This is a genomic window from Acinetobacter sp. HZNU-JH01, assembly GCF_037996845.1.
Classification (GTDB): Bacteria; Pseudomonadota; Gammaproteobacteria; order Pseudomonadales; family Moraxellaceae; genus Acinetobacter; species Acinetobacter haemolyticus.
Map to the genome: position 1 here is coordinate 1894260 of NZ_JBBMZX010000001.1, position 13938 is coordinate 1908197.

The following is a 13938-nucleotide window of genomic DNA, read 5'->3' on the forward strand; positions in this document are numbered from 1 at the left end:
TCTCTCTGGCGAAATGATACTGAGCTAAACCCATCATACTACAAGTTATCGCTTAACTGATGACCACAGAAACTATCTTTTTTTGCTCAAAAGCTATTCCTTCCGTTCAATTAGGGGCTATGGGCTTTTTGGCTTATAATTTGCGGTAAGTTTTCTTTGGATTATCTTCGTGAAAATCATTTTTGCTGGTACGCCCGAATTTGCGGCAACCGCATTGACGGCATTATTAAAAACATCCCACCAGATTATAGCGGTTTATACTCAGCCTGATCGTAAATCAGGACGTGGGCAAAAACTAACACCCTCTCCTGTAAAGCAACTCGCACTTGAACATGGCTTACCTGTTTTTCAACCCCTGCATTTTAAAGCGTCGACTGAAGAAGGTTTAGCTGCCCAACAAGAGTTGGCAGCTTTAGGCGCGGATGTCATGGTGGTCGCTGCTTACGGCCTAATCTTGCCACAATCCGTATTAGATACACCCAAATACGGTTGCTTAAATATTCACGGCTCTCTGTTACCTCGTTGGCGTGGTGCTGCACCGATTCAACGTGCCATTGCCACTGGTGACGATGAAACAGGGATTACCATCATGCAAATGGCAGCAGGCTTGGACACAGGCGATATGATGTATAAAACCTATTGCCCAATCACTGCAGCAGATACCTCTGCAACATTGCATGACAAACTGGCAACGCAAGGTGCTGAAGCGATTTGTACCGTGCTTGAATCAGAACAAAGCCTACAGGACTTCATTGCCAAACGTGAAGTGCAAGATGAAACACACACTGTTTACGCACACAAATTAGTCAAAACAGAAGCACGCATCGACTGGACACAAACGGCAATCCAAATCGATCGCAATATTCGCGCCTTCAATCCTTGGCCTGTGGCTTTTATCCAGCTTGATGAAAATAATGCGCTACGTGTTTGGGGATCAATGCTCTCTCAACATAGCAAAGCAGATGCGCAAATCGGTGAAATCTTGGCGATTGATAAACAAGGTGTACATGTCGCTTGTGGTGATAACAGTACCGTGTGCTTAACCAGTTTACAGTGGTCAGGGGGTAAAGCGCTTAATCCTGTACAAATTGCCCAAACACAAAAATTGAACATTGGACAAATTCTCCCATGAACCCATCAAATCAATCATCTGCAAAAAATTTGAATCTGCGTGCGCAGGTGATCAAAACACTTTTGGCTGTTCAAAATGGGCAATCTTTGTCTTCCGTTTTGAATCAACATATCAATATGGTGTCTGAACGTGACCGTGGTTTATATCACGAGCTTACTTTAGGTTGTTTACGCCAATGGTATTCTTTAAAAGCCATTACCTTACCATTGCTCACAAAACCGTTAGACAATGAAGCCCTAGAAAGTTGTTTATATCTTGGTTTATATCAAATTTTATGTACACGTATTCCTGTACATGCTGCAATTTCAGAAACGGTAAATGCTGCTAAGCAACTCGGTTTCGAGCCAATGAGTGGTTTGGTCAATGCGATTCTGCGTCGTGTTTCACGTGAAACAGATGAATTTGAAACAGCTTTGAATAATACCCATGGTTTACCAAGTTGGTTATTCAAACGACTCAAAAAAGATTGGCCTGAGCAAGTAGAGCCACTCTGCCAAGCCTTAAAACAAGTCGCGCCACTGACTTTGCGCGTCAATGAACGCCAAGTCAGTCGTGACGAATATCTAGATATTTTGGATGAAGAGCAAATCGATGCTCGTGAATGCGAATTTTCTGATGTCGGTATTGTTCTTAGGCAAACTGGCAATATAACGCTTTTACCAGGTTTCGAAGCAGGCGGATTTTCAGTTCAGGATGAACATGCGCAGTTGTGTGCCACTCTGTTACCCGATTTAGATGGCAAAGTTGTGGTCGATGCATGTGCTGCGCCAGGGGGTAAAACCGCACATATTCTAGAACGGTTTAATCCTAAAAAGCTGATTGCGATCGACCAAGACCCTAAACGTATTGTTCGTATTGGTGAGAACCTAGAGCGCTTGGCTTTAAATCTAGATAATGTTGAGATTTTAGTTGCTGATGCCACCACGTGGCAGGCGCAAGAACCTGTCGATTGCATCGTGCTGGATGCGCCGTGTTCTGCAACAGGTGTCATTCGTCGCCATCCAGATATTCGCCTACTCAGACAATCTACAGACATTGCTCAAACGGTTGCGCTACAGCAACAAATTTTGCAACAGATGTGGCAACAGCTTAAAGTCGGTGGCACATTGCTCTACATCACCTGCTCAATTTTAAAAACAGAGAATGAACAGCAAATGGTCAAATTCTTTGCTGAACATCCAAATGCCAAAGAGATTAAAATCACTGCGGATTGGGGCATTGAGCAGATGCATGGTCGTCAGCTTTTACCTTCTGATCAATCAGGTGATGGTTTTTATTATTGTCGTATCCAGAAGATTGCCTAACACAAACAAGAAAGCCATACATCGATGTATGGCTTTCTGAATTCTGATCTACGTATTTTTATACGCTATCGTCCTTTTGTTCGGGATGACGCATCAAATGTATAATTGAAAGTGCCAATCCGCCCCACAACAAGGTGATTGCAACGATCATCATGATTAAAGCTGAACTATTCATCCTAATCTCCTAGCGATTCTTTAAGCTGCTCATAAACAACGCACCGATTGCGCAGAATAAGATACAACCCCAACCAAACCAAAGCTGTAAGCTCATTGCATAATCACCATAGCCTTTTTGCAATAAAGCACTTAATGCAAGACCCAGTGTAGAAATCAAAACAACAGGTGTCACGATGGTTAATGTGATTTCCCAGACTGGACCCAGTTGCACTGTTGAAACACGATTAACATGCTGTTCCAATTGTTTCATCAATGAACGCTTGAACCATGACACCATGATGATTGACACTAATGCACCTGAAACAATACCCAAGTTATTGATAAAGTGATCAATAATATCGACGAGCTTAATCGCATTGGCACTTGAGAATAAGAAGATCGAAACAGCACCTGTACCACCACCAATGATCGTAACGGCTTTTGCACGACTCCAACTCAACTTGTCCTGCATCGCAGAAATCGGCACCTGTAAGATACTCACCATCGAGGATACGCCTGCTACAAACAGCGAGGCAAAGAATAAGATGCCGAACAACTCAGCCCCTGCACCCAAGCTTGAAATAATCTTTGGAAACGCAATAAATGCTAAGCCAATCCCACCACTCACAACATCCTGAACGCTCGTCCCTGCCGCATGTGCCATAAAACCTAAAGCCGCGAAGACACCAATACCCGCTAAAATTTCAAACGATGAGTTGGCAAAACCAATCACGAGGCCTGAGCCGGTTAAATTGGTTTTTGGCTTCAGATAAGAGGCGTAGGTCACCATGATCCCAAATCCAATCGACAAGGAAAAGAAGATATGACCATAAGCAGCCAACCAAACTTTATAGTTCTTCATCGCTTCCCAGTTTGGAGTGAAGAAGGCATTCAAACCATCTACCGCACCAGGTAAACGTAAAGCCTGAATGACTAAAATACCAAACAAGACAAGTAAGATCGGCATGAAAATACGGTTTGCAAGTTCAACCCCTTTTCGCACACCGCCATACAAGATGAACAGTACTAAAGCCCACACCCCGATCAACGGCCAAAACAAATGACTGATAAAGGTCATATCAAAGCCAGAGGATTGTGAAGTGGCTAAAAAGTTACTAAAGAAAAAGCTTTCTGGGTCTGTGCCCCAACTTTGACCAAAAGAGAAATAAATATAACTGCCTGCCCACGTCAATACACTGGCATAATACAAGGCAATCACGATACACACACAAGCTTGCCACCACCCTAAAGGTTCTGCTGGCTTGCTGAGCTGTTGATACGCTTTTGGTGGTGCACCGTTGCTACGATGTCCCACGGCATAGTCTAAAAATAACAACGGTAAACCCGCTGTTAATAATGCAACCAAATAAGGGATTAAGAACGCACCACCGCCGTTCTCATATGCAACATAAGGGAAGCGCCAAATGTTTCCTAATCCGATCGCCGAACCGATTGCGGCAATAATAAAACCTGATCGTGCCGACCAGTGCTCACGAGTATCTGTCATAAAATAACCTAATCCTAAGGCAACTTTTGATGCTGCTGTTATCTGTTTGTTGTACTGCTAGCAAAAAAGTACCAATGCAAATCCTATTATTGTTTGAACTAGAAAAAACCTTTTGAGTTTTATTTTCTTATATCCAAACCAGCAAAAATTAGAAAATCTTTCCTTAAAAAATTTCGCTAATTTTTGCCCGTTGATGATTGAACAATACCCTTTTTTATTTATTTTTACTGTAAATTCTGCAAAAAAAATCTGCCGTTCATCGCTAATTCCAACACAATTGATTATTTTTCAACTCAATCGAGGAGGTGCCGTTTAAATTTATCAATTGCTCCAAAAATTAAGCCTGTTGATCCTGATATACAAGCATTTAGTTTTTGATTCGATAATGCCCTGTGATCTTATACTGAAATAAAATATCGGATTCTTCTGTACCACGACCAATGTTATGCAAAATTAACGGTGTTTTCTGCAGAAAGCTTTTTTTATCCGAAACAATACCGATGTGTACCAACCCTTTTCCTAAATCCCACGTGACAATATCTCCAGCACGATATTGTTGGTCAGTGACTCGATAACCTTTTCGCTGGAAATAGGTCGCAATGTTGGGCACTCGCCGATGATCGATATTTTTATCAGGTGCTTTGAGTCCCCATTTATTTGGATACAGGCTGAAATGCTTACGCATGTCCTCATGGATCCCTTGTTGTAAATCGATGCCTTGCTGGCGAAGTGCCCGTACGACCACATCTGTACATACGCCTTTAATCAACGGAACATCTCCCATCGGGTACGCTAAACGTGTGTAAGCAGGATCATAATATTTGGTCACACCGATTTGCTTTCTGGCATCGGTTACCAGCTGTTGTGAAGAAAATGCCGATACAGACATCGTCCATGCAAAACAAACAGCCAGTAAAATTGGTTTACGCCATCTCATCATGATATCTCTTTAATCACCAATAAGCGTTCTTCCTGCATATCACGAATCGCAGCATGAATTCCCTCACGCCCCAAACCAGAATCTTTCACGCCGCCATACGGCATATTGTCAACGCGGAAGGTTGGAACATCATTGATAATCACCCCACCCACATGCAAATGATCCCATGCATACAGCATATGATTTAGGCTTTGGGTATATACTCCTGCTTGTAACCCGAAACGGCTTTGATTAATAGTCGCAATGCCCTGCTCAAAGTTTTTAAATTTTTCTAAAATTGCGACTGGGCCAAATGCTTCATCTTTATAAATCTCAAGCTTGGCATCAACATTTTCTAGCAATGTAGGTTCCAGTAAAACACCGTGTAGATTTCCGCCGATCAGTATTTTTGCACCTTTCTTTTCTGCCTTATCGATCCACTTTTTGAGACGCGTTGCTTCCGCTGATTTGATCATTGGGCCCACCAATGTAGTGGATAATGTTGGATCATCCGCTTTGATCTTTTTCAGCTTTGCCAAGAGTTTCTTTTTCACTTCAGCATAAATATCAGCATGTATTAAGATACGCTGCACACTAATACAAATCTGACCCGCATGCCCATATGCAGCACCAATCAAACGGTCAATCAAAGCATCATCGACTACAGTATCGGCATCGACGAGTACCGCAGCATTGCCTCCTAACTCTAAAGTTACTTTCTTGCGGCCTGCACGTGCTTTCATATCCCAACCAACTTGATCAGAACCTGTAAAGCTCAGCAATTTAAAACGGTCATCGGTCACGAGAATATCCGCAGCTTGTCGTTCACAAGGCAATATAGACCATGCCCCTTTCGGTAAATCCGTCTCTGCCAGTACTTCGGCAATTTTCAACGCACTAATCGGCGTTAAACTCGCTGGTTTCAGTACGAATGGACAACCTGCAGCAATCGCAGGGGCAATTTTATGTGCAACCAAATTCAGTGGAAAATTAAACGGACTAATGAGAGATACAGCACCAATCGGTACTTGCTTGACCATGCCACGATAGCGTGCTGCTGCAGGCGTAACTGCCAAAGGTAACACACGACCTTCATCGATTTGAGTGACTGCATCTGCCGCCAACTGAAAGGTATTAATCAAACGCTCAACTTCTGCACTCGCAGCATTGCGTGGTTTGCCGCCTTCAGCAATTAAAATTTCAGTCAATTCATCACGTAATTCATTAAATCGTTTCACACAATGCAGTAAGATTTTTTGCTTTTGATACGGTTTTAATGCTGCCATCTCTACTTCAGCTTTGACTGAGGCTACGATTGCTTTTTCTAGCACTTTGTCATCTGCCACAGCAACACGAGCAAAAATGGTCTGCTGATATTTATTCTGAACCTCTAGCCACTGTCCTGTACTCACCGCTTTACCCGCCACATACAGTGGATAATCCTTCACATTTTCTAGCTCTGTCATTGTTGTTGTCTCTTTGCAAAAAATTAAAAATAGACTACTGCATCTTTGCCTAGTTCACTATATGATGCGCCCAATCACAGATGAATTCACAACAATTCATTACGCTTTTGATATGAATTAGGACAATACGATGAAAGAATTAAAAATATCAATCTTGGCTTTAGGAATAAGCCTTTGTGGGCTAGCACAAGCGGATGTGATTGGTGTAAAAGCTGATGCCAGTTATTGGTTTTATGATGGAAAAGCTCAAGTTAAGCCAAATAATATAAGCTCTCTATCCAATCACACAGGTGCAGATAACCTTTTGTTAGATCCATATGCGGGTTATAGAGAATATGATTTAGAACGTAAAGGTTCAGCTCAGATCTCTCTTGCATTTGAACACCCTATCCCTTTACTACCCAATGCTAAAATTCGCTATGTAAATTTAAAATCACAAACTGAAAAAGAAGTCGCGGGCCAACCGATTTATGATCTTGATATCGATCATACCGATTTTATTTTATATTATGAGATCTTAGACAATATCGTCGATGCAGATGTTGGTTTAGGTGCAACCACTCTAAATGGCCATGTCAAAACCTTATCTGCAAGCAATACTGACATTGATAAAACCGTTCCTGTGATCTATGGATCTGCTGGGGTCAAGCTACCATTTACAGGTCTCAGTGCCAAAGGCGAACTGTTATATAGCAACTTCAATGATACCAAGATCACCGATGCGCTAGCCGAGCTACAATATAACTTTATTGATAATCTGCTGGTCGATGTCGGCTTAAAAGCAGGCTATCGAATCTTAGATATTAAATTGGATGACTATAAAAAAAATGATCTTAAATTTGATTTCAAGGGACCTTATATCGGAATCAACATTCACTTCTAACATCTGAATATCACATAAAAAGCCCTGAATCACTCAGGGCTTTTTTTATTTATAGTTGAATTGGAAATACCAACAGCAACAGTATCACCGTAATACACCCGATAAAGATATTCATCGGTAAGCCCACCTTGATAAAATCACTAAAACGATAATTTCCCGGTCCCAATACCATCAAATTGGTTTGATAACCCAGTGGTGTCGCAAAACTTGCCGAAGCTGCCATCATAATCGCGAATACAAACGGAATCGGATTTAAATTCGCCTGTTCCGTAATCGCTAGTACAATTGGCAAAGTCAACAAAGCGGCTGCGTTATTGGTGATCACTTCAGTTAATAAGGAGACAAAGAAATACGTCAAAATCAGCAATAAAATCGCTTCACCTGCACTAAAATGCACGATAAATTGTGCCAGCATCTCAGCAACGCCTGTCTTCTCTAAAGCAGTGCCTAAAGCAAATGAAGCGGCAATGGTTAAAATAACAGTCAAATCTAAACTTTTCTCAGCTTGTTTCACCGTCAAACAACGGCAAGCGAGCATCGCACCTGCGGCCAATAATGCTGCGTTTAGCATACTCAACACACCAAAACCTGCCGCAGTTACAGCCGCAAGTAAAATCCCCCAAGACAATAATGCTTTGTCATGTTGCAATGGCTCATGATCTAACTCATTTACCAATAGAAAATCTTTATTGTATTTTTGACGTGTTACAAAGGCTGGACGAGCTTCCAATAGCAGCGTATCTCCCGCCTGTAATTTGATATTACCCAAACCACCTTTTAAACGTTCACCATTACGTGCTACAGCCAATACAACTGCACCATAACGATTACGGAACTTGGAATCACGAATGGCGCTTCCGATCGCATCACAGTGAGGAGATACCACAGCTTCAACCAATCGGCGCCCTGCATGTGTTTCTTCTAAGGCCGACTTTTCATCAATACTATCTGGTGCGACTAAGCCATGGATTTTTAATAATTCAGTAATCGCCTCAGTGTCCCCTGCAAAAACGAGACGATCATTGCCAAATAAAATTTCATCTGAAGAAACTGCTGATAAAACCGTTTGTTGGCGTTCAATTTCAACCAGATAGACCCGTTTTAAACTTCTGAGACCTGCTGCTGCAACCGATTGCCCCACCAATGGCCCATTCGGGCTTACAATCACTTCTAAAGTAAACTCTCGCAGATTGGAAAATACATTTTGCTCTTGATGATTTGGCAATAACTTGGGTGCAAACCAATACATGATAAACATACCAATGATCGCAACAGGTAAGCCAATAATCGTGATATCAAATATCCCAAAACCCGCTTCGCCTGTAAGCGCTTGGTACTGACCATTAACCACCAAATTAGTACTGGTTCCAATTAACGTAATTGTCCCACCTAAAATCGCGGTATAACTTAATGGAATCATTAACTTGGAAGGTGCAATCCCAATTTTCTTCGACCAACTATTTAAAGCGGGAATCATCGTAGCAACAACAGGCGTATTATTTAAAAAAGCACTCAGTGGCGCAATCGGCAAAAAGATTCGCAACAGTGCCATACGTTCTGTTTTAGGTGTGCCCAATAGTTTATTCACAAAAAGGTCGATGCCACCGGAGTTGGAAATTCCTGCAGCCACCACAAACATCGCAGCCACAGTAATCAAACCTGAATTACTAAAACCAGCCAATGCCTCTTGCGCAGTTAATATGCCCAACACGCTTAATATCGTCAAAATTGCCAACATCACGATATGTGGGGCAATTCTTGAAAAAATTAGCGTAAGCAGTCCTGCTAGCGTCAATGCTAACGATAACCAACCTTCCCAACCCATGAGGCAGTCTTTCCACAACTATATAATTTTCCGAATTTTATATAGTTAAAGTTGATATACAAATGCGATTTACAGCTAACCTTAGCTAAAATTGTGATAAGAAAGCATATCTATATCGATTTATCTGGTAAAAATCACACAATCCAATCTAAGCATAATGTAAGCCTAAGCCTACATTAATCGGGGAAATTGACGAATATACAACGCCTCTGATTCATCTTAATATATAAATCATACAGAGACAGGAAGTCTCATTGAAAATAACAAGACCCACAGGAAGTGGTTGTTTATAGGAAGTAAACAACAATAAACTGAATATGAAGAAGCCCCATCAGGATGATGGGGCTTCTTTTTATGTTTGGCTTTTTAAATATTGAATAGTCTCTGTTTCCTTATTTCAAACTTTTAGACGACTACGAAATCCCCGCGTCGCATAATAAGATTGCGCACCATTATGATAAGTAAATACTCGACCATAGCGGCTATCACAAAATATCGCCCCGCCTAGTTCCCGAATATCATCCGGTGTTTTTACCCAACTCGATGTCTTTAAATCAAAACCCTCAATAGTTTGCAGTTGTCTATATTGGTCTTCCGTTAATAACTCAACGCCCATTTCTTCAGCGACATCAAGCGCGTTATTTTTGGGTTTATGTTCTTTACGTGCATCTAAGGCAGCTCGATCATAACACAAACTTCTCCGCCCTTTAGGGGACTCAACAGCACAATCATAAAACACAATAGTCGATGTTTTTGAATCAAAGCAAACAACATCGGGTTCACCACCTGTCATTTCCATTTGATTCAAGGACCATAATTTCTTTGGCTGTTGTTTTAATTGATCTGCTACATCCACCCAATCTAGCCCTTGATGTCGATGCATATTTTGCTCAAATCGTTGTTTTAAACCCATCATCAACGTATTGATTTGCTCTGCATTTAAATATTGTTTTTTCGTCATTTTAATTCTCTAAATATTTACTCTAATAAATTGGAGTTTAAGCTTAATTATTTACTCCAAAAATACTGACACTGCTGACATTTATAACCACTTGTATAAGAAAACAAAGGAAAACCTATTAATAAAAATAGCAAATAAGCTGGCTTTTTACCCTTAATATAAACCTCTATATCATAGCTTCCACACTGAGGACAACAGTCTTTCTCTCCTTGAAACTCTTGCTCTAGTAACTCACTAAAATCTTGGGTAAGAATCATTTTTGCCTCATCTTCATAAGCATTAGGTACCAGTAAACGCACACCACCTAAAGCATTCGAATAAAGCCAATTCATGTTAATCGTATGTTCATTTTCAATTTGGGCAGGAATGCCAGCAGCTTCTAATTGTGTTTTTGCAATTTGTGCTTCATATGGAAAAGAGAAGCTTTTTACGACGATCCAAGTCATTGCATAAAGCTCTCAAACTAAATAGGTAGTATATAAAATTCCGCCCAATAAAAAACACCCCTAACCGTCAGGTTAGGGGTGTTTGAATTTAAAAGCTGGCGATGACTTACTCTCACATGGCAAGTGCCACACTACCATCAGCGCGAAGAGGTTTCACTTCTGAGTTCGGGAAGGGATCAGGTGGTTCACTCTTGCTATTGTCGCCAGCAAACTGTTTTGGCTTTGGGTGGTCTTACTTTTGAACTTATTAAGTTCATGCCACTTAGTACCGAAAGAGTTATTAACGGATTAGTTAATCGAGTCGTATTGTAACTAGTTTTGACACTAAATCAAGTTATGTATTGAATTTATCTTGAATACAACAACTGTTTGGGTGTTGTATAGTCAAGCCTCACGAGCAATTAGTATTGGTCAGCTTCACACGTCACCGTGCTTCCACACCCAACCTATCAACGTCCTAGTCTCGAACGGCTCTTTAGAGGAATAAATTCCTAGGGAAATCTTATCTTGAGGTAGGCTTCCCGCTTAGATGCTTTCAGCGGTTATCCCTTCCGAACATAGCTACCCGGCGATGCGACTGGCGTCACAACCGGTACACCAGAGGTTCGTCCACTCTGGTCCTCTCGTACTAGGAGCAGATCCTCTCAAATTTCCAGCGCCCACGGTAGATAGGGACCGAACTGTCTCACGACGTTCTAAACCCAGCTCGCGTACCTCTTTAAATGGCGAACAGCCATACCCTTGGGACCTGCTTCAGCCCCAGGATGAGATGAGCCGACATCGAGGTGCCAAACACCGCCGTCGATATGAACTCTTGGGCGGTATCAGCCTGTTATCCCCAGAGTACCTTTTATCCGTTGAGCGATGGCCCTTCCATACAGAACCACCGGATCACTAAGACCTACTTTCGTACCTGCTCGACTTGTGGGTCTCGCAGTTAAGCGCGCTTTTGCCTTTATACTCTACGCGTGATTTCCGACCACGCTGAGCGCACCTTCGTACTCCTCCGTTACTCTTTAGGAGGAGACCGCCCCAGTCAAACTACCCACCAGACATGGTCCTCGTCCCGGATAACGGGACAGAGTTAGAACCTCAACATTACCAGGGTGGTATTTCAAGGACGGCTCCATTGGAACTAGCGTTCCAACTTCAAAGCCTCCCACCTATCCTACACAAGTAAGGTCAAAGTTCAATGTCAAGCTGCAGTAAAGGTTCACGGGGTCTTTCCGTCTAGCCGCGGGTACACTGCATCTTCACAGCGATTTCGATTTCACTGAGCCTCTGCTGGAGACAGCGCCGCCATCATTATGCCATTCGTGCAGGTCGGAACTTACCCGACAAGGAATTTCGCTACCTTAGGACCGTTATAGTTACGGCCGCCGTTTACTGGGGCTTCGATCAAGAGCTTCGCTTACGCTAACCCCATCAATTAACCTTCCAGCACCGGGCAGGCATCACACCCTATACGTCCACTTTCGTGTTTGCAGAGTGCTATGTTTTTAATAAACAGTTGCAGCGGCCTGGTTTCTGTGGCTGCCAATAGCTCAGGGAGCAAGTCCCATCACCGTCAGCAGCGTACCTTCTCCCGAAGTTACGGTACCATTTTGCCTAGTTCCTTCAGCAGAGTTCTCTCAAGCGCTTTGGTCTACTCGACCTGACCACCTGTGTCGGTTTCGGGTACGATTCCTGTGTAACTGAAGCTTAGAGACTTTTCCTGGAAGCATGGTATCAGCCACTTCACTGTACAAGTACAGCTTGCTATCAACTCTCAGCATAGAGCACCCCGGATTTGCCTAAGATGCATGCCTACTGTCTTCCACCTGGACAACCAACGCCAGGCTGACTTAACCTTCTCCGTCCTCTCATCGCATTACACAGAAGTATTGGAATATTAACCAATTTCCCATCGACTACGCCTCTCGGCCTCGCCTTAGGGGTCGACTCACCCAGCCCCGATTAACGTTGGACTGGAACCCTTGGTCTTTCAGCGAACGGGTTTTTCACCCGTTTTGTCGTTACTCACGTCAGCATTCGCACTTCTGATACCTCCAGCATACTTCTCAATACACCTTCATCGGCTTACAGAACGCTCCCCTACCACTTGACTAATGTCAAATCCGCAGCTTCGGCACATAGTTTTAGCCCCGTTACATCTTCCGCGCAGGCCGACTCGACTAGTGAGCTATTACGCTTTCTTTAAAGGGTGGCTGCTTCTAAGCCAACCTCCTAGCTGTCTATGCCTTCCCACATCGTTTCCCACTTAACTATGATTTTGGGGCCTTAGCTGGCGGTCTGGATTGTTTTCCTCTTGACTACGGACGTTAGCACCCGCAGTCTGTCTCCCGGATAGTACTCATTGGTATTCGGAGTTTGCATCGGTTTGGTAAGTCGGGATGACCCCCTAGCCGAAACAGTGCTCTACCCCCAATGGTATTCGTCCGAGGCGCTACCTAAATAGCTTTCGGGGAGAACCAGCTATCACCAGGCTTGATTAGCCTTTCACCCCTATCCACAAGTCATCCCCTGGCTTTTCAACGACAGTGGGTTCGGTCCTCCAGTTAGTGTTACCCAACCTTCAACCTGCTCATGGATAGATCGCCTGGTTTCGGGTCTACACCCAGCAACTAAACGCCCTATTAAGACTCGATTTCTCTACGGCTCCCCTATTCGGTTAACCTTGCTACTGAATGTAAGTCGCTGACCCATTATACAAAAGGTACGCAGTCACACCACGAAGGTGCTCCCACTGCTTGTATGCATGCGGTTTCAGGATCTATTTCACTCCCCTCACAGGGGTTCTTTTCGCCTTTCCCTCACGGTACTGGTTCACTATCGGTCAGTCAGGAGTATTTAGCCTTGGAGGATGGTCCCCCCATATTCAGACAAGGTTTCACGTGCCTCGCCCTACTCGTCATCATTGTGTGTGCCCTTTCGTGTACGGGAATATCACCCTCTACGTTCGCACTTCCCAGAGCGTTCCACTAGAACACACATAACTTAATGGGCTGCTCCCCGTTCGCTCGCCGCTACTAAGGGAATCTCAATTGATTTCTTTTCCTAAGGGTACTGAGATGTTTCACTTCCCCTCGTTCGCTTCAATAACCTATGTATTCAGTTATTGATACCCGCCTTGTAGCGGGTGGGTTCCCCCATTCAGACATCTCCGGATCAAAGGATATTTGCCGCCTCCCCGGAGCTTTTCGCAGGCTATCACGTCTTTCATCGCCTCTGACTGCCAAGGCATCCACCACATGCACTTAATTACTTGACTATACAACCCCAAACAGTCGCTAACCCTTACAAGTAAGGTTAGGACAGATTGCTATGCTTGTTTTTCAA

Annotated in this window: 10 protein-coding genes and 2 rRNA genes; 3 read left to right on the plus strand and 9 right to left on the minus strand. The window is 43.2% G+C overall.

The genetic code is table 11. The features are described 5' to 3' along the window. Positions 1-169 precede the first annotated feature (169 nt). Both fmt and rsmB read left to right on the plus strand, forming a co-directional pair. Positions 170-1132, plus strand: coding sequence for a methionyl-tRNA formyltransferase (gene fmt, locus AAC851_RS09075; RefSeq protein ID WP_340600788.1), 963 nt, complete (start codon positions 170-172; stop codon positions 1130-1132). Continuing rightward, a complete protein-coding gene (gene rsmB / locus AAC851_RS09080) occupies positions 1129-2436 on the plus strand; it encodes a 16S rRNA (cytosine(967)-C(5))-methyltransferase RsmB (RefSeq protein ID WP_008942069.1) in 1308 nt (435 codons plus the stop codon). Before fmt ends, rsmB begins: the two co-directional genes overlap by 4 nt. Positions 2437-2494: 58 nt before the next feature. Here the strand turns inward: rsmB and AAC851_RS09085 are convergent, their stop codons facing one another. The 4 genes from AAC851_RS09085 to AAC851_RS09100 form a co-directional block, all read right to left on the minus strand. Then, the gene (locus AAC851_RS09085) at positions 2495-2611 is read right to left on the minus strand and encodes a methionine/alanine import family NSS transporter small subunit (RefSeq protein ID WP_005087409.1); all 117 of its coding nucleotides are present in this window, start codon (positions 2609-2611) and stop codon (positions 2495-2497) included. 9 nt (positions 2612-2620) lie between these two features. Further along, entirely contained in the window at positions 2621-4099 is a 1479-nt protein-coding gene (locus AAC851_RS09090; protein ID WP_005088826.1) for a sodium-dependent transporter, read from the minus strand. Positions 4100-4466: 367 nt separating this feature from the next. Then, on the minus strand, positions 4467-5039 hold the full coding sequence (locus AAC851_RS09095) for a DUF1287 domain-containing protein (RefSeq protein WP_017396287.1): 573 nt from the start codon (positions 5037-5039) through the stop codon (positions 4467-4469). After that, positions 5036-6484: an aldehyde dehydrogenase family protein gene (locus tag AAC851_RS09100; protein ID WP_161984841.1), complete on the minus strand. Its 1449-nt coding sequence runs from the start codon at positions 6482-6484 to the stop codon at positions 5036-5038. Before AAC851_RS09100 ends, AAC851_RS09095 begins: the two co-directional genes overlap by 4 nt. 130 nt (positions 6485-6614) lie before the next feature. Between AAC851_RS09100 and AAC851_RS09105 the strand changes: the two genes are divergently transcribed. Next, positions 6615-7367, plus strand: coding sequence for a TIGR04219 family outer membrane beta-barrel protein (locus AAC851_RS09105; RefSeq protein WP_005087416.1), 753 nt, complete (start codon positions 6615-6617; stop codon positions 7365-7367). A gap of 49 nt (positions 7368-7416) precedes the next feature. On the opposite strand, the gene AAC851_RS09110 is transcribed toward AAC851_RS09105, so the two are convergent. The 5 genes from AAC851_RS09110 to AAC851_RS09130 form a co-directional block, all read right to left on the minus strand. Then, positions 7417-9192, minus strand: coding sequence for an SLC13 family permease (locus tag AAC851_RS09110; protein WP_005087418.1), 1776 nt, complete (start codon positions 9190-9192; stop codon positions 7417-7419). 397 nt (positions 9193-9589) lie between these two features. Then, a complete protein-coding gene (locus AAC851_RS09115) occupies positions 9590-10153 on the minus strand; it encodes a DUF4256 domain-containing protein (RefSeq protein ID WP_100833009.1) in 564 nt (187 codons plus the stop codon). Positions 10154-10200: 47 nt separating this feature from the next. After that, positions 10201-10599: a putative signal transducing protein gene (locus AAC851_RS09120; RefSeq protein ID WP_017396284.1), complete on the minus strand. Its 399-nt coding sequence runs from the start codon at positions 10597-10599 to the stop codon at positions 10201-10203. A 93-nt stretch (positions 10600-10692) separates the two neighbouring features. Next, positions 10693-10807 (minus strand): 5S ribosomal RNA (gene rrf / locus AAC851_RS09125). 172 nt (positions 10808-10979) lie between these two features. After that, positions 10980-13870 (minus strand): 23S ribosomal RNA (locus AAC851_RS09130). Positions 13871-13938 lie beyond the last annotated feature (68 nt).

Coding starts and splice junctions, on each gene's coding strand:
- rsmB (WP_008942069.1), top strand. CDS start 1,129: ATGAACCCATCAAATCAATCATCTGCAAAAAATTTGAATCTGCGTGCG.
- AAC851_RS09085 (WP_005087409.1), bottom strand. CDS start 2,611: ATGAATAGTTCAGCTTTAATCATGATGATCGTTGCAATCACCTTGTTG.
- AAC851_RS09090 (WP_005088826.1), bottom strand. CDS start 4,099: ATGACAGATACTCGTGAGCACTGGTCGGCACGATCAGGTTTTATTATT.
- AAC851_RS09095 (WP_017396287.1), bottom strand. CDS start 5,039: ATGATGAGATGGCGTAAACCAATTTTACTGGCTGTTTGTTTTGCATGG.
- AAC851_RS09100 (WP_161984841.1), bottom strand. CDS start 6,484: ATGACAGAGCTAGAAAATGTGAAGGATTATCCACTGTATGTGGCGGGT.
- AAC851_RS09105 (WP_005087416.1), top strand. CDS start 6,615: ATGAAAGAATTAAAAATATCAATCTTGGCTTTAGGAATAAGCCTTTGT.
- AAC851_RS09110 (WP_005087418.1), bottom strand. CDS start 9,192: ATGGGTTGGGAAGGTTGGTTATCGTTAGCATTGACGCTAGCAGGACTG.
- AAC851_RS09115 (WP_100833009.1), bottom strand. CDS start 10,153: ATGACGAAAAAACAATATTTAAATGCAGAGCAAATCAATACGTTGATG.
- AAC851_RS09120 (WP_017396284.1), bottom strand. CDS start 10,599: ATGACTTGGATCGTCGTAAAAAGCTTCTCTTTTCCATATGAAGCACAA.